The sequence below is a fragment of the Paenibacillus thermoaerophilus genome, assembly GCF_005938195.1.
In the GTDB taxonomy this organism is placed as follows: domain Bacteria; phylum Bacillota; class Bacilli; order Paenibacillales; family Reconciliibacillaceae; genus Paenibacillus_W; species Paenibacillus_W thermoaerophilus.
Genome location: NZ_VCQZ01000003.1, coordinates 120,672 through 136,614 on the forward strand (window position 1 = coordinate 120,672; position 15,943 = coordinate 136,614).

General features: G+C 60.6%; 14 protein-coding genes. 1 reads left to right on the forward strand and 13 read right to left on the reverse strand.

The window, feature by feature from the left end:
* Positions 1 to 71: 71 nt before the first annotated feature.
* The 5 genes from glnA to FE781_RS03405 form a co-directional block, all read right to left on the reverse strand.
* Entirely contained in the window at positions 72 to 1,496 is a 1,425-nt protein-coding gene (glnA, locus tag FE781_RS03385) for a type I glutamate--ammonia ligase (RefSeq protein ID WP_138788224.1), read from the reverse strand.
* Between the two features lie 478 nt (positions 1,497 to 1,974).
* Positions 1,975 to 3,018 carry a 3-deoxy-7-phosphoheptulonate synthase gene (gene aroF / locus FE781_RS03390; protein ID WP_138788225.1) on the reverse strand — a complete coding sequence of 348 codons (1,044 nt, stop codon included), beginning with the start codon at positions 3,016 to 3,018 and terminating at the stop codon, positions 1,975 to 1,977.
* A 185-nt stretch (positions 3,019 to 3,203) separates the two neighbouring features.
* On the reverse strand, positions 3,204 to 4,163 hold the full coding sequence (locus tag FE781_RS03395; RefSeq protein WP_138788226.1) for a 4-hydroxy-3-methylbut-2-enyl diphosphate reductase: 960 nt from the start codon (positions 4,161 to 4,163) through the stop codon (positions 3,204 to 3,206).
* 29 nt (positions 4,164 to 4,192) lie between these two features.
* Positions 4,193 to 5,476: an ABC transporter permease gene (locus FE781_RS03400; RefSeq protein WP_138788227.1), complete on the reverse strand. Its 1,284-nt coding sequence runs from the start codon at positions 5,474 to 5,476 to the stop codon at positions 4,193 to 4,195.
* Entirely contained in the window at positions 5,473 to 6,222 is a 750-nt protein-coding gene (locus tag FE781_RS03405; RefSeq protein WP_138788228.1) for an ABC transporter ATP-binding protein, read from the reverse strand. The genes FE781_RS03400 and FE781_RS03405 overlap by 4 nt, the downstream gene beginning before the upstream one ends.
* A 293-nt stretch (positions 6,223 to 6,515) precedes the next feature.
* On the opposite strand from FE781_RS03405, the gene FE781_RS03410 reads away from it, so the two are divergent.
* Positions 6,516 to 7,163 carry a nitroreductase family protein gene (locus FE781_RS03410; RefSeq protein ID WP_138788229.1) on the forward strand — a complete coding sequence of 216 codons (648 nt, stop codon included), beginning with the start codon at positions 6,516 to 6,518 and terminating at the stop codon, positions 7,161 to 7,163.
* A 228-nt stretch (positions 7,164 to 7,391) separates the two neighbouring features.
* Here FE781_RS03410 and FE781_RS03415 read toward each other — a convergent pair whose 3' ends face one another.
* From FE781_RS03415 to FE781_RS03450, 8 genes are all read right to left on the reverse strand, one after another.
* A complete protein-coding gene (locus FE781_RS03415) occupies positions 7,392 to 8,906 on the reverse strand; it encodes a sensor histidine kinase (RefSeq protein ID WP_138788230.1) in 1,515 nt (504 codons plus the stop codon).
* A 5-nt stretch (positions 8,907 to 8,911) separates the two neighbouring features.
* A complete protein-coding gene (locus FE781_RS03420; protein WP_138788231.1) occupies positions 8,912 to 9,598 on the reverse strand; it encodes a response regulator transcription factor in 687 nt (228 codons plus the stop codon).
* Positions 9,599 to 9,705: 107 nt separating this feature from the next.
* A complete protein-coding gene (locus FE781_RS03425) occupies positions 9,706 to 11,256 on the reverse strand; it encodes a S1C family serine protease (RefSeq protein WP_138788232.1) in 1,551 nt (516 codons plus the stop codon).
* A gap of 151 nt (positions 11,257 to 11,407) precedes the next feature.
* Positions 11,408 to 11,830 (reverse strand): YugN family protein, encoded by a 423-nt coding sequence (locus FE781_RS03430; protein WP_138788233.1) that lies wholly within the window; start codon positions 11,828 to 11,830, stop codon positions 11,408 to 11,410.
* Positions 11,831 to 11,880: 50 nt separating this feature from the next.
* A complete protein-coding gene (locus FE781_RS03435; RefSeq protein WP_138788234.1) occupies positions 11,881 to 12,534 on the reverse strand; it encodes a response regulator in 654 nt (217 codons plus the stop codon).
* Positions 12,518 to 13,591: a HAMP domain-containing sensor histidine kinase gene (locus FE781_RS03440; RefSeq protein ID WP_138788235.1), complete on the reverse strand. Its 1,074-nt coding sequence runs from the start codon at positions 13,589 to 13,591 to the stop codon at positions 12,518 to 12,520. Before FE781_RS03440 ends, FE781_RS03435 begins: the two co-directional genes overlap by 17 nt.
* Positions 13,588 to 14,751 (reverse strand): cell wall-active antibiotics response protein LiaF, encoded by a 1,164-nt coding sequence (gene liaF, locus FE781_RS03445; RefSeq protein ID WP_170209403.1) that lies wholly within the window; start codon positions 14,749 to 14,751, stop codon positions 13,588 to 13,590. Before liaF ends, FE781_RS03440 begins: the two co-directional genes overlap by 4 nt.
* A gap of 133 nt (positions 14,752 to 14,884) precedes the next feature.
* A complete protein-coding gene (locus FE781_RS03450) occupies positions 14,885 to 15,826 on the reverse strand; it encodes a coiled-coil domain-containing protein (protein ID WP_138788237.1) in 942 nt (313 codons plus the stop codon).
* Positions 15,827 to 15,943 lie beyond the last annotated feature (117 nt).

Sequence of the window (15,943 nt, forward strand, 5' to 3'; positions counted from 1 at the left end):
AAACCCAAGCGCGGGCATAAAAAAGGCCTCCGAAACGAATCCCGGAGGCTGCAATCTGGGATAAAGGCCGATCAGCAATCGAAGTACAGCGAGTATTCGTGCGGGTGGATGCGGATGGATACCGATTTCGCTTCCGCGCGTTTCAGCTCGATGTAGTTTTTGATGAAGTCTTCGGAGAATACGCCGCTTTCCGTCAGGAACGCATGGTCCGCTTCCAGCGCGTCGAGCGCTTCGTCGAGCGTACCCGGAACGCTGCGGATTTCCGCTTTTTCCGCGTCGGACAATTCATAGATGTTTTTGTCGAACGGTCCGTAGCCGAGGGCACGCGGATCGAGTTTGTTTTTGATGCCGTCCAGACCGGCAAGCAGCATGGCCGCGAACGCCAGATACGGGTTAGCCGTGGAGTCCGGCGTACGGAACTCGATGCGGCAGCCTTTCGGCGTAACCGCTGCGACCGGAATACGAATGGCTGCGGAACGGTTTCCTTTGGAGAAGACCAGGTTAACCGGCGCTTCGTAACCCGGAACGAGACGTTTGAACGAGTTCGTCGACGGGTTCGTGATCGCGATCAGAGCCGGAGCGTGGTGCAGAATGCCGCCGATGTAGTACATCGCCAGATCGCTCAGGTTCGCGTAACCGCCTTTTTCATAGAACAGCGGAGTGTCGCCGTTGAAGATCGATTGGTGAACGTGCATGCCGCTTCCGTTGTCGCCGAACAGCGGTTTCGGCATAAACGTGGCGACTTTGCCGTATTGGCGGGCGGTGTTGTGCACGATATATTTGTATTTCATCAGGTTGTCGGCCGTTTTGGTCAGCGTGTCGAAACGGAAGTTGATCTCGCCTTGACCCGCGGTCGCCACTTCGTGGTGATGGCGCTCGATGCGCAGTCCGGACTCCATCAGCAGACGGCACATTTCGGAACGGATGTCCTGCTGCGTGTCAACCGGTTGAACCGGCACGTATCCGCCTTTTTGGCGAACCTTGAAGCCCAGGTTGCCGCCTTCTTCTTTGCGGGCGGTGTTCCAGAACGCTTCTTCGGAATCGACTTCGAAGTAGGATTTGTTGATGCCCGTCTCGAAGCGAACGTCGTCGAAGATGAAAAATTCGGATTCCGGAGCGAAGTATGCAGCCGTGCCTACGCCGGATTTTTGCAGGTACTCTTCGGCTTTTTGCGCGATGGAACGGGGGTCGCGGTCATAACGCTCGCCGTCCGGCGTGTGGATGTTGCACATGATATTGAGGGTCGGATGAGCGGTGAACGGATCGATGAAAACCGATTCCGTATCCGGCATCATGACCATGTCGGATTCTTCGATTCCGCGGAAGCCGGTGATAGACGAACCGTCGAACGCGACGCCGTTTTCGAAAGTAGCTTCGTCCACTTCGGCTGCCGGCAGCGAAATATGGTGCGCGCGACCGAGCAGGTCGACAAAACGGAAGTCAACCCATTCAATGTTGTTGTCCTTGATCAACTTCAGAACGTTTTGTACAGACATTGATTATTCTCCTCCCAAATTCCGAACATTCATCGCAGATCTGCCGATCATTGTTCAAGTTTTGTTTATTCCATGTCGCTATTATAGTACGGCGATTTTTATCTAGTCAATAGTTATGTAAGGTATTTTTTATGTCTATGTAAGGTTTTCTTACACAAACAGTAGAAAATTCGAAATTATCCGACAAATAATGCGTAAAACAAGGCCGTTTTGCTTTGTCTTTTCCTGTGTTTTCCTTCGTCAAGGGGACATGGAGCTTGCCATTCCCTCCGCAACCGAACCGATCGCCATCCCGTTATTTTCGGAAGCCGAACGTTCGGGAATGTGAACAAATCGTGAACGGCAGGACGTCTCCCGGCAAGGCGGGTCAAAACGGCGCCGCTGCGGCGAAGCGCCGGGCGTCCTTGCGCCGGGCGGAAAGCCCGGCGCAAGCAACAGGCGCACCGTCCGTGGAATAAGGACGATGCGCCTGTTCGATTCAGATGTTGATCGGCTGTTTCGGCGTGGCGAACGTCTTGCCGCACAGCGGGGCAAGCTTCTCCAGATCCTGGAGCAAATTCGCGAACTGGTCGGGGAACAGCGATTGTACGCCGTCGCCGGTCATCGAGTTGTCGGGATCGGTATGCATCTCGATAATCAAGCCGTCCGCTCCCGCGGCGACGGATGCTTTCGTCATCGGCACGACCAGTTCCCGGCGTCCCGTGCCGTGGCTCGGATCGCTGATGACGGGCAGGTGGCTAAGCTGCTTGAGTACCGGAATGGCCGCCAGATCCAGCGTGTTGCGCGTGTACGTCTCGAATGTCCGGATGCCCCGCTCGCACAGCATGACGTTCGGGTTTCCTCCGGCGAGGATATATTCCGCCGCATTGAGGAATTCGTCGTACGTCGCGCTGAACCCCCGCTTCAGCAGAACCGGCTTGCCGCATGTGCCCAGTTTGCGCAGCAGATCGAAGTTTTGCATGTTGCGCGTGCCGACCTGCAAAATATCCGCGTATTCGGCGCAGACGTCGACGTATTCGGGCGTCATCACTTCCGTGATGGTCAGAAGGCCGTGCTTTTTGCCCGCTTCGGCCATCATCACAAGCCCTTCCACGCCGATGCCCTGGAAGCTGTAGGGGCCGGTCCGCGGCTTGAAGGCGCCGCCCCTCAGCACCTGCGCGCCCGAAGCCTTCACGAGGCGGGCGATCTCGTCGATCTGTTCCGGCGACTCGACCGCGCACGGACCGCCCATCACGACCAGCTCGTCGCCGCCGATCTTCACTCCTTTAATCTCGATCACGGTATCGTCCGGATGAAATTCCCGGCTGGCGAGCTTGTAGGATTTGGAGATTTTAATGACGTTTTCGATTCCTTTCATTTGGCGGAGCTGCTCCGCCAGCTTCGGATCGGCTTTGCCGATAATGCCGATGACGGTACGGTCGGTGCCTCGGGACACATGGGCTTTTACGCCGTGCTTCTCGATATGGGCGACGATCTCCTGCAGCCGTTCATCGGAAATGGTGTTGGAGGTAATGGCGATCATTCCGGCTTCTCCTTTCGTACTTAGACGCTTATACGCTTCAACGCTTATACGCTTTTAAGCTTTTACTCGATAAAGTAACTATAGCCGATGACCGCTCATCCGTCAACCCTTTTTATTATTGCCTCCGCGCAAAAAGCCGTTCCCCGCGGCGGTTCCGCAGGAAACGGCTTGCTGCCATCGTATGCTTATTCCGCCGAAGACGCCTTGGGTGCCCGAGGTTTGGGCAGGAGGCGCTTCATGTCGATCGTGCGGCGGATCGGCCAAGTCTCCGGATTTTCGGGATCGTACTGCTCCAGATAGGCGATGACTTCGTTCGTAATCGGCGTGGGCGTCGAAGCGCCGGACGTGACGCCGACTTTGCGCACCCCTTCGAGCCATTCCCGCTTCAGCTCGGACAGATCGGCGATCCGGTAGGCGCGCGTTCCCGCAATCTCCTCCGCCACTTGAGCGAGCCGGTTGGAATTGTTGCTTCGCGGATCGCCGACGACGATCACCAGATCGCATTCGCCCGCTTGCTGGGCGACCGCTTCCTGGCGTACCTGGGTCGCCAGGCAGATCTCGTTGTGAATCTCGGCTTGCGGGTATTTCTCCAGAAGCCGGTTCATGATGTGTTTGATATCCCATTGGCTCATCGTCGTCTGGTTCGTAATGACGATTTTGTCCGTGGGGATATCCAGCTTCTCAATCTCTTCCTCCCGTTCGATCAGGTGCACCTTGTCCGGGGCTACGCCGATCGCGCCTTCCGGCTCGGGATGGCCCTTCTTGCCGATATAAATGACATGATAGCCCGCAGCCGTCTTCTCCTCGATCAGCACATGCGTCTTCGTCACGTCGGGACAGGTGGCGTCAACGACGGTCAATCCCTTGTCCCGAGCTCGCTTGCGCACTTCGGGAGATACGCCGTGAGCCGTAAAAATAACCGTCCCCTTCTCGATTTTCTCCAATATTTCGAGCCGGTTGGGGCCGTCCAGCGTAATGATGCCGTCCTGCTCGAACGCCTCGGTGACGTGTCGGTTGTGCACGATCATGCCCAAAATATAAATCGGCCTTGGAAAATTGAAGTTCATCGCGGTCTGGCGGGCCAGCATCATCGCGTCGACGACGCCGTAGCAGTAGCCGCGCGGGGTTATTTTCAACACTTCCATGAGCGGGATTCCTCCAAGCCATCCATTGTCTATCTCCAGTATAACGGATATGGCCGGCGGGGGCCACCTTGCGCGCCGGCGATCCGCCGCGTGTACGCGTACGAAGCGGCGACGGCCGGAGCCCATGTCCCGACCGCCCACCCGAGGCTCCAGCCCCCGGCGATTCCCGCGGCGAGCATAAGGGTCAGCGCGGCGGCCTGCAGGACGAACGTCACGCGGCGCAAGGACGCCTGGCGGCGCTCCGGCGGCAGAGACAGCGTCGGACCGTAGCCGAATCCCGGATGAAAAGCCGCCAGTTCCCGCAACTGTCTGCCGGTCAGCAGGGCGGCGGCCGCGTACACCGCCGCGCGCTGCCAGTTCCCGTCAACCGCGACAAGCAAGACGGCCCCCAACGCCGTCAGCCGGACCGTCATCCCGAACAGCTCCGATCTCAGCCAAGTCAGCGCATACAAATAATCGTACGCGTAACGCTCGCGCATCGGGATCATCCTCGCCAGTCGGCCCAGCGCGCCTCGGCGCTTGACCGCCGCTTCTTCCCTCGGCACGTCGGTGAACGGGTTGAGCGCCGAGATCCACCGGAGCCGCTGCCGCCGCTCCAGATCGATCAGCGTTTCCCAGCCGAGGCTGTGCCGCGGAGGAATCCGCAGAACCGCGCAAAACCAGACGACAAAGCATACGCCGGCCGCGATCAGCGCGACCGGAGCCGGATACGCAAGCGCCGCATAGACGGAAGCGAACGTCGCAACCGCCCGCCCGGCCGCCGCCAGACGCCTATGCGATTGCTCGCGCAGATACGTCTGCTGCCAGACCGCATACACGTTCAACGCTTTGACGAGCCAGAGCACCGCCAGCACCAGCCCGTACGGCTGTTCTCCGCCGCCGGCCCGGTACAGCGGCCACGCGATCCACAGCAGCGCCGCCGCCAGCGCCGCCTGCCACCAGAACGCCGAGCGCAGGGCCGCTTTAAAGTACCCGCCCAGCGCGGATTCCGCCGGCATCAGATAGACCCGGTCGGGCTCCCGCACGTACGTCCGGATCGGAGTCCAGACGGCCACGCACCCGAGCGCGGCCGTCAACACCGCTATCGTCGGGAAGTTCTCGGGCATGTCCGACAAAAAGGACCTGTACAGATATATGCCGAGTCCGCTTATGGCGAGCAAACCCGGCAGCGATCCGCCGGCTTCGCGCAGATACGGGGCGGCGAACCGCCAAAACTCGGCCGACCGGCGCTTCCGGAGCGCAAGCCCGTCCAACGGGAACCGGGCTTCCCCCGGGGATTTTCCATGTTTCGGCCGTTTCCGCCGCCCGCTCACGCCGGCCCGCCTCCGATCAGCCGGAAAAACGCCTCGTCCAGACTCCCCGCGCCCCGGCGCATGCCTGCGGCTTCGCGCAGATCGTCGAGACTTCCCGCGGCCCGGACCCGACCGTCCGCCAGCAGCACGAAGCGGTCGCAATAAGCCTCCAGCGTCGTTAAAAGATGCGAGCAGACGAGCAGCCCCGCCCCCTCGCGCTTGCGCGCCGCCATCCAGTCGAGCAGCGTGCGCACCCCCAGCGGATCGAGGCCGAGAAACGGCTCGTCGATCACGTACAGCGAAGGCCGCACGAGCAGCGCCGTCATCATCATCACGCGCTGGCGCATGCCTTTCGACAACTGCGACGGCAGACGGTCGAGCGCCCGGCGCATGTCAAACGATTCGGCCAGCTCGTCCGCCCGCTCCGCGAACGCCGCTTCTTCCAGGCCGTATGCCATGGCCGCCAGCCGCAGATGCTCGCGCACCGTCAGCTCCTCGTACAGCAGCGGAGTTTCCGGCACGTAGGCCATGCCCGCCCGGTACGTATCCGGCGCTTCCGCCAGTGTGCGCCCGCCGACGCGAATCTCGCCCGCATGCGGCAGCAGCAGCCCCAGAATATGCTTGATCGCCGTGCTTTTCCCCGCGCCGTTCAGTCCGATCAAGCCGACCATCTCGCCGGCCCGCACCTCGAACGAAACCTCTCTCAGCACCGGCTTCGCGGACGAGTATCCGCCCGTCAACTTCTCCACGCGCAGCAAATCCGCCATTTCCGAATGCCTCCCCTAGCGGCTTGCCATTTCTCTCCTCCCATCATCGCCAATCCGCATTCAAAACGCAACATGCGCGCAACGCGTGCAAGCCATTTTTTCTCGCTGCGTTTGTCGAATCGGGGGTGCTGCGGCCGGATTTTCTGCGGGGGGCGGGCCGGTTTCGACGAACGCAACCGCATGTTTTCCCGTTGCACGGGACGATGGGCGGGCAGGAGCAGGGGCGGCTGGTGGCCTTCCGCCATTTTGCGTTATAATGACAAAGGTGAAAACAGACAAAAGGAGCTTTCAATATGGATTTTGCCGCATTCAAAGAGATCATTCACGGCCGGCGCAGCATCCGCAAATTTACGGAGCAGGACGTATCGGTCGAAGATATCGAGGACATCATCGACTGCGCGAGATACGCGCCCAGCGATACCAACTCGCAGACCTGGGAATTCGTGGTGGTAAAAAACCGGGAGAAGATCAAGGACATCGAGGCGATGACGTGGGACGCCCTGAACGAAAAAGCGGCGGAAGCGGCGGCGAACGGGTTCGAGAAGGAAGGACGGCTGCTGACCCGCTCCTTCGGTCCGTATGCGACCGCCTTTTCCGAAGCTCCCGTGCTGATCGTATGTCTGGCGACGCCTTACCAGTCCAAGTTCCGGGAAAAAATCTTCGAACCGATCCGGCTCGTGCCCGACTCGGTGTGGGAAGAGGAAGGAATCAAAAGCAGTTGCCTGGCCGCGCAAAACCTGATGCTGGCCGCCCACGCGAAAGGGCTGGCCACCTGCCCGATGACCGGCCCGGTGCTTCTGGCGTCGGAGCGGCTGAGGAAGTATCTGGACATTGAGCCGGACAAGCAGATCAATATGGTAATCGCCCTGGGCTACCCGAAGGAGAACCCCAAAAAACTGCCCCGCAAAGAAGTCAGCGAAATTACCCGCTACGTGCTGTAACGCGGAGCGGGGCGCCGACATAAACGAAGGACTGCCGCGCGGCAGTCCTTTTTATTGCCCGCCGAAGCCGGCGGCGTATCGGAAGCCCGGCACAGCCTCGCATGCGGGGCCGGGCGCTGCGGCTCGCGCCCGCGTGCCCGCTGCCGTCCGTCTCCGGCACGACGCGATCCGCGCCCATCCGGGAAGTAACCGCCTCCGGGCCCACAGCCGCAGGCGGTTCCCTCCGCTTCACAGCGGCGGATCGGATGCGGACGGCCGTTCCTCCGCCAGCGGCAGCCAGATCACAAACGCCGTCCCTTCGTCCAGCCTCGTGAACACCTCGACCGACCCGCCGTGCTCGTCGATGATCCATTTGGCGATGGACAAGCCCAGGCCCGTGCCGCTCGTCTTGCCCCGGGACGGATCGGCGCGGTAAAACCGCTCGAATATATGCGGCACTTCGTCCTTGTCCATGCCGATGCCGGTATCTTCGATGCGGAAGCCGATCTGGTTCCCCTCCCGCTGCACATCGAGCCGGACCCAGCCGGAAGGCGTATACTTGAACGCATTTTCGATGAAGATGAACAGCAGCTGCTGCAGATGGTCGCGGCTGCCGATCACCCGCAGCCCTTCCAGCGGCGACAAGTCGCCGGGAATCCACTCGGCCTTGCGCGGCAGCATGGCCGCGCGCCGCACGACTTCCTCGACCATCGGCTTCAGCTCGACGGGCTCCTTCTCGAGGCGGATGCCGACGTCCGCACGGGCCAGAGACAGCATGTCGTTCACCAGCCGGCTCATCCGCTCCGACTCGGCGGCGATGTCGCGCATCGCCTCCAGCGACATCTCCACCTGCGCCCTTTTGTCATCCGGATCGCCTTCGCCCGACTCCGTCAGAAGCTGCATGTTCTCCCGGGTTTTCTTCCACATTTTCTCCAGCAAGTCCACATTGCCGCGAATGGTCGTCAGCGGCGTCCGCAGCTCGTGCGACGCGTCCGACACGAATCTCCGCTGCGCCCGGTATGCCTCGTCCAGCTCCGTGTAGGCGTGCTGAATGCGCTCAAGCATGCCGTTGATCGTCAGCACGAGCCGGCCGATTTCATCCTGCGGTCCCTTGTACTCGATCCGGGTCTGCAGATCCTGGCCGGCCTCGATCCGATTGGCCGCCGTGATGATGCTGTCGATCGGGCTGAGCGCCTTGCGGGCGAGAAACCATCCGAACGACGCGGCCAGCACGATCGTCAGCGCGGCGCCGACCCCCAGCAGGAGAAGCACTTGATCCAGCAGCCGGTCGATGCTCTCCATGGACGACGTCGCCTGCAGCAGACCGAAGAATTGCCCTTCGATGCGCATCGGCACATACAAGGTGACCAGATCGTGCTTGTTGCCGCTTAAGGAGATCGTCTCGTAAAAAGGTCCGCTGCTGTTGACGGACTTCTCGTAATGCGCCTGCGGCAAGACGATCGTCGAATTGCCCAGATTGCTCGACCTCGCGACGACGTGGAGATTCGTGTTGACAATCTGGATGAAGACGTTCGAGGACTGAAAGGCATTGACGTCCGGAAGCGAGACGGATACCGACCGGCCAAAAAACGAAGGCCGCAGGTCAATGCTCTGAATGACGTTCATGGCCGCCCGTTCCAGGTCCCGCTTCATGTCCCGGTTCAGCTTATAATCGAGTCCCCAATACAGTCCGGTTCCGAATACGAGCAGCATGGCCGCCAATATGCTCGTATACCAGATGGTAAGGCGCAGCCTGATGCTCATCCCGATCAGTCTCCCCGCAACACGTAACCGGTGCCGCGCACCGTCTGGATGATGCGCTTGGCGCCGCCTTCTTCAAGTTTTTGGCGCAACAGCGCGATGTATACTTCCAAGACGTTGGACTCCCCGCTGAAGTCGTAGCCCCATATTTTCTCCATGATCACGTCGCGGGACAGCACCCGCTTCGGGTTTTGCATGAACAGGTGCAGCAGGTCGAATTCCTTCGTCGTCAGCTCCAGCCGGCGTCCGCCCCGGATCACCTCGCGCGCGTCCAAATCCAGAATGACATCCTCGAACGACAGCCGGTTGCCCGAATCTCCCGCCCGCTCGGAACGCCGGCGGAGCAGCGACCGCACGCGCGCCAGCAGCTCCTCCAACGCAAACGGCTTCACCAGATAATCGTCGGCGCCGAGATCGAGCCCCTTCACGCGGTCGGCCACCTCGTCCTTCGCCGTCAGCATCAGAATCGGCACGTCGCTGCCGCCCTCCCTCACGCGGCGGCACACTTCCCAGCCGTCGACCTGCGGCATCATCACATCGAGAATCATCAGATCGAAGTCTCCTTGCAGAAGCTGCTTCAATCCTTCCAGCCCGTTCGGAGCCGTCTGCACCGTATACCCTTCGAACGCCAGACTGCGTCTGAGCATGGACGTGATCTTCTCGTCATCGTCCACCACCAATATTTTTTCCCTCATCCCGGACACCCCCGCTTCCTCATCCTATCAGAAACGTCCCGAATATGCGAGAAGCAGGACGCGCCGGTCCTGCTTCCGTTGTTATGCGGCTGTATGCGGCATGCTTCTCAATATCCGAATTGCGTGCGGTCCCCGACGACGAGCGCGGTCGTCAGCTTCTGGCCGTCGCGGACGAACGTAACCGTGATTCGCTGGCCGACCTGGAACTTTTTCACCTTGGCCAGAGCGTCTTCGGTGTTTTTCACCTTTTCGCCGTTCAGCTCGATAATGACGTCCCACGGCTGGAGATCCGCCTTGCTGGCCGGTCCGCCCTGGACGACCGAAGAAATGATGACGCCCTCGGTGCTGTCGAGCTTGAGCTCCTGCTTCAGCTCGTCGTTCAGGTTGGCCATATTGATGCCGATGAACGGAGTCGGCGTCTTCACGTTGTTTTTCAGATTATCCAGCACTTCCGTAATCGTGCTCGTCGGAATCGCGAACCCGATGCCTTGCATGTCGGAGCTGACGGCGGTGTTGATGCCAATCACTTCGCCCGCCAGGTTGAGCAGCGGCCCGCCGGAGTTGCCGGGGTTGATCGCCGCGTCCGTCTGCAGCAAGTGCTGATAGCGGCGAACCTGGTTTTGGTCCTGGATTCGGATCTCGCGTTCTTTTGCGCTCAAGACGCCGACGCTGACGGAATGGTCGAAGCCGCCGGGATTGCCGATCGCCGTAACCCAGTCGCCGACGCGCAGCGAGCTCGAATCGCCGAGCGGCAAGGTCGGGAAGTTGTCGTTGCCGCTGATTTTGATTACGGCCAGGTCCAACTCTCTGGACGTTCCCAGCTTCTCGGCTTTGAACTTCTCCTTCTGCCCTTGCAGCGTGACGTAAATTTCCTCGGCGCCGGAGATGACGTGTTCGTTCGTCAGGATGTAGCCCGCTTTGTCGAAGATGAAGCCCGACCCCATGCCGGTCGGCTGTTTCTCCTGATTCTGGTTCGGGGACTGCCTGAAGCCGTCGCCGAAGAAATAACGGAAGATGTCGCTGTTGAACTGGGATTGGCTCGATCTCGACGAGTACGTCTCGATCAGCACGACCGCCGGGCTTACCTTCTCCACCATATCGGCGATGTTGCCGGGCCGGATTTCCCCGCCGGCGTTCGAGCTGGCGATCGTGCCTTCGGCATTAACCGTGCGGATGGATCCGTTCGCCGAGTAGGAGCCGCCGCCGGAGCTTCCGCCGAACCAGTTCAGCCGGTCGGAAGCGAACATCAGGCTCCCCATTGCCAGTACACCCGCCAGCATCGAGAGGACCGCGACTTTGAACGTTCCTCCTTTTTTGGGAGCCGCCCCGCCGTTGAATTGCCACGGATTCGAGCCTTGAACGAATACGTGGTTCGGCGTTTTGACGGGTTCCCGTCCGTCGCTCCAGTTCGGGGAGACCGGAAGATTCGGCGCGTGAAGGTCGGCCCGCTCCGTCCGTCCGTTTTCGTTCGTATAGGTCGTGCTGGCTTGCTGCGGGCCGGCTTCGTCTGTTCCGCCGGATTTGTAAGGGCCGTACGCGTAATAATAAGAAGGGCGTTCGGGCTTCGTCGCGTTGCCGCCCTCCGGTTGCTCGTTATGTGCAGGGTCCGATTCGCGCTTGAAGAAATCGTCAAAAGGTCTATCATTTCTTTCGCTCATCCTAATCTCCTCCTTTGTACGATTCTTATCATGCGCCACCAACCTTAAACCCACCTTAAAAAAGGTTAAAACCTTACTGAAAGTTTCAAGGCAAGTACAAGGCCGTACCCCGCGCAAAAGAAAAAGCTCCTTACGGAGCCCAGATTGTTGCTCAACGGGATTGGCGCCAGCCTTCCTCCACCTTGTTCAACTGCGCCTTCGCTTCTTCGACCCATTCCGGCTCGATGTCCGCGTCCTTGTCGACGGGAGCCTGGAACTGATTGACCAGCCCGGACGCCAGCATCGACGACGCATCCAGATCGTTGCCTTCGTTGTACAGATGCTTCAGCACGAAGGGCGTCCCGATCACGATATTCGTCTCCGCGCTGACCTGGTCCGAATCGAGCCGCCCGCGCGTCACCTCGAACGGAATGCGCAGCCACACTTTATGTTCTTCGTCCAGCGCCTTGTCGAACGAGCCCCGGTCGTAATCCCAATTGCCTCCGAGGGCGAAGCCGTGGGCGTTCTCCAGATAACGCTTGAAGCCCGCCAGTTCTTCTTCCTTGCGCTCCAAGCCGGATTGTAAAGGAATCATGCGTTCGTCTCCTTTCCTTCATCCGGTAGGATGCGCCCCGCGGCGGGCGGTTATGCGCCGACCCAGCCTTTGCGGTGGGCCAGCACGGCCAACTGCGTGCGGTCTTCCAGCTCGCATTTCATCAGAAGATTGCTGACATGCGTTTTGACGGTTTTGATGCTGATATGAAGCTCGTCGGCGATTTCCTTGTTCGACTTGCCTTCCGCGATCAGCAGCAGCACTTCCTTCTCGCGCGGCGTAAACTCCTCGTCCTCGTTCTCCGCCATCCGCTGCCGCAAGCCGCGCGCCAGCGCCTGGGACACTTCCGGACGCATGACCTGCATGCCTTTGGCCGCGTTGCGGATCACCATCACCAGCTCCTCCGAGCTGACGGTCTTCAGCACGTAGCTGACCGCTCCCGCTTCGATGGCTTTGACCACCTGGTCATCCTCCAGGAAGCTCGTCAGCATGACGATGCGCAGCCCCGGACGGATCGCCATCAGCCGCTGCGCCGTCTCCACCCCGTTCATCCGGGGCATGTGCAGATCGAGCAGCACGAGATTCGGCTCGTCCGGAAGACCGGATTCGAACAGACGGACCGCTTCTTCTCCGTCGCTCGCCTCCGTGACGACCTCCAGATCGTCCTCCATCGTCAAATACGTGCGCAGCCCGAACCGCACCATCTCGTGATCGTCGACAATCATAATTTTAATGCGCTCGCTCATGACCCGTTTCCCCTTCTGCCGTATTGGCGATGCTTGCGAATAACGGAACCCTTACCTCGACCCTCGTCCCGGAGCCCGGCCGGCTTAGCAGTTCGAACTGCCCGCCCAGCTTCTCCGCCCGCTCCCGCATCGAAGAAAGCCCGTACCGGCCTTGGCCTGCCGTGCCGGACACGAATCCTTTGCCGTCGTCCGTCAGTTGAAGCACGATCTGGCTATCCCGCTCGGCGAGCGACAGCTCGACCCGGGAGGCCTGCGCATGCTTCACGATATTCGCCATCGCTTCCTGAATGATCCGGAACAGTTGATGCTCCACGGCATCGGCCAAGTCCTGCACGTGAAGCTGAAGCATGCCCTGCAAGCCGTTTTGTCTGCAAAAATCGGGGAACCACTTCTCCAGCGCCTCCCGCAGCGAACGGCCTTCCAGCTCAAGCGGGCGCAGTTGAGCGATCAAGCCGCGAATCTGCTGCTGCGCCTGGTGCGACAGGCGGACAAGCTGACCGGACAGCCCTTGGGATTTGCTCAGGTCCCCCCGTTCCAACAGCTTTTCCAGGGATGAGGCGGATAAGTGCAGCGCGAACAACTGCTGGCTGACCGTATCGTGCAGGTCCCGGGCGAGACGCTTGCGTTCCTCCAGAACCGCCGTCTCCGCCGTTTCCGCTTCCGCCACGTTCTGCTCCCCGCTTACTTTTTGCAGCGTCCTGGCTTTGGATTCCAGCGATTCCGCCATATTGTTGAAATCCGCATACACCTGCTCGAACGGATCGCCCGATTCCAGCGGGATGCGGATGGAGAATTTGCCTTTGTCCACTTGCAAAAAGGCCAGATGAAGCACGTCCAGCTTGCGCTGGATGTTGCGTGAGGCCATATAGCCCACCATAAGGCCGCCCGTCAGGCCGATAACGACCATCGTGCCGATCAGGACGGGCGGAGTCAGCACGTTGCCGAAAACAAGCCAAAAGGCGATGCACGCTGCCGCAGGAAAAATTTGCGCCAGCAAAAAATAGCCGATCAGTTGCCATTTGGGACTCAGAAGCACATTGCGCAATTGGCGGATCATGAGAGGCGCTTCACCTTCACATCGCCGATAAACAGGCTAATATGGAAAACGACCTTCTTCTCGCAGTCCCGGCCCTGCCTCGGCCCGGCTTCCGGCAGCGTAACGTCGCCGATAAACGAATCCGCCCGGACCACGACCTCGATCTCCGGATCGTCGGGAATATACACTTTAACGTCGCCGATAAAAGCGGATACCTGCACGCGCGTCTCCCCGTCCGGAATATGCGCCTTGGTCAGATCCAGCTCGGTGTCGCCGATGAAATGCGAGATCGACAGCGGCTTCAGCTCCCAGTAGGATTGACCGATCCGGATATCGCCGATAAAGCTGGAGCGATGCTCGACACCGTTGCGGTGCCCGTAGTGGTTCCCCCACTGCGCCCACGTAGGCGTGTGGCGCGCATGAAGCTCTTCGCGCCACCGCTGCTTCCACTCTTTCCGCTGCTGCTTCCATTCCCGCCGCGCTTCCCTCGCCGCATGGGGATCCCCGAAAGCCTTCCACGGAGGCGTCCAATAAGGAGGCGGGCCGCCCGGCGCCGAATGATCCGTCGTCCCCGCGTGACCGCCGCCTCCCGGAGAAGTCTCGCCCGTGGGCCGCTCCGGATTCGGTTCGGCGGCCGCAGGCCGCGCCGCCGGATCGGCGGGTTCGTCTTCCAGCGGGAAACGTTCGTCAAGCTCGCTGGGGATGCCCGCGATAGGCGTCCCGGCGGCTTTGGCCGACGGGTCGGGCCAGACGGGCGCGTCCGGTTCGGAACGGGACCCGTAATCAAGCCCGCGTCCGTCTCCGGCAAAAGGCGGCGGAACGGGATCGGAGCCTCCGTTGCCCCGACGGCCGAACAACATGCGAATACCCAGCGCGATCAGCACGATCGGCACCGCCATCTTGACGATATCGCCGAAATCGATATCGGCCGACCAACCGACGCGGTTGCTGAGGAATACGACGCCAAGCATCGTAAGTGCGATCCCCCAGACCCAATTCGATCTCCGGTTGCAGCCGATCAGCGCCTTCAAGCCTATCACGATCAGAATGACCGGCCAGTAGGTGCCGATCAAGGTTCCGATATCGGGTACAGGCACGCCGAATCTTTCGAGCAGGAATAGAGTGCCGATCGTGATTAAGATAAGTCCGGGTATCATTCTTCCCGGCCAGTTGTTCTTCATGCCCGAACCCCCTCTCATGCTGCCGATCGGATGGAAATCCATTTGACCCCATTGTAACACGGACACGGTCTCCGTCCCAACCTTCAGCGGTCGGAAAGCGGTCTCGGTCTCGGGGCGGATTCGGGAGCCGCGCTTATCTTCCTTCCAGCAGGTCCGTCCTCTCCAGCTTCAATCGGGCAAGCTCGCGCTCCGCCTCCGCTTGGCTTTCGTCAAGCCGGCGCAGCAGCGCGCCCACCGCCTGCAGATGACGCCGAACCTGCGACCGGGATTGCTCGATCCGGTTCTGCATGATCCAGTCCGCAATCAGCCCGTCGAAGAAAAAATCCGCGAACTTGGCGAATCCTCCCGTCTCCAGTTCAAGCTCCGCCGTCATCCGCAAATCCTCCAGTTCCTTGCGGAACTGGTCGAGCAGCCTCCGGGCGCGATGCACATGCTCCCGGGCGTCGTCGAGATGGCTGTGTTTGACCAGCGTGCTGACCGTGCCGCCGCCGAGCATATCCCACTGGCCCCAGCCGCTTGCTTGGCTCAGGCATTCTTCGGCCGCGCTTAGCGCAGACCTCAGCCTATTGCCGGCGAGCTTCGCCTCCTTCACGTCCTTCAATCGCATCTCCGCTTCCGATATCCGCTCATCGAGCCTCATGAGCCGTTCTGCCTGCGGGTCGCCGCTCTCCCGAAGCTGCCGCTCGCGCACGGCGAGCAACGCCTGATATTGCCGCTCCGCATCGTCCACGCCCGACAATTGCTCCAGCAGCTCCGCAATTTCTTGCTTCAGCTCCCCGACGGTCCGCTCCGACTCCTGCAGGCGAAGCGCCGCCGCCAGCGCCTGCTGCCGCTCCATCTCCAACTGCTCCTCCTTGCTGCGCAGCAAGGTATGGAACAGATTGGTCCAACTGAGGCTCGTCAGCTTGCGCACATCCTCCTGCTCTCGGTCCAACTGAACCATCAGCTCCACGACCCGCTTCTCCTCGGCGCGAAGCTGGCCGCGGAGATGGGCGATCCGGGATTCCAGCCTGCTCTTCTTGCCTTTGTTCCGGATCGCTTGAGCCAGAGCCTCGCGCCACTCTTGTTCGTTCATTCGAAATTCCCCTCCCGCTTCAATACGGACGTTGCTGTTTTATACGGCCGATTCGGGACGGGCGTTCCGAACCTTCCGAACCGGCGGCCCCTCGCGGCATTCGTGCCGTACGCGCGG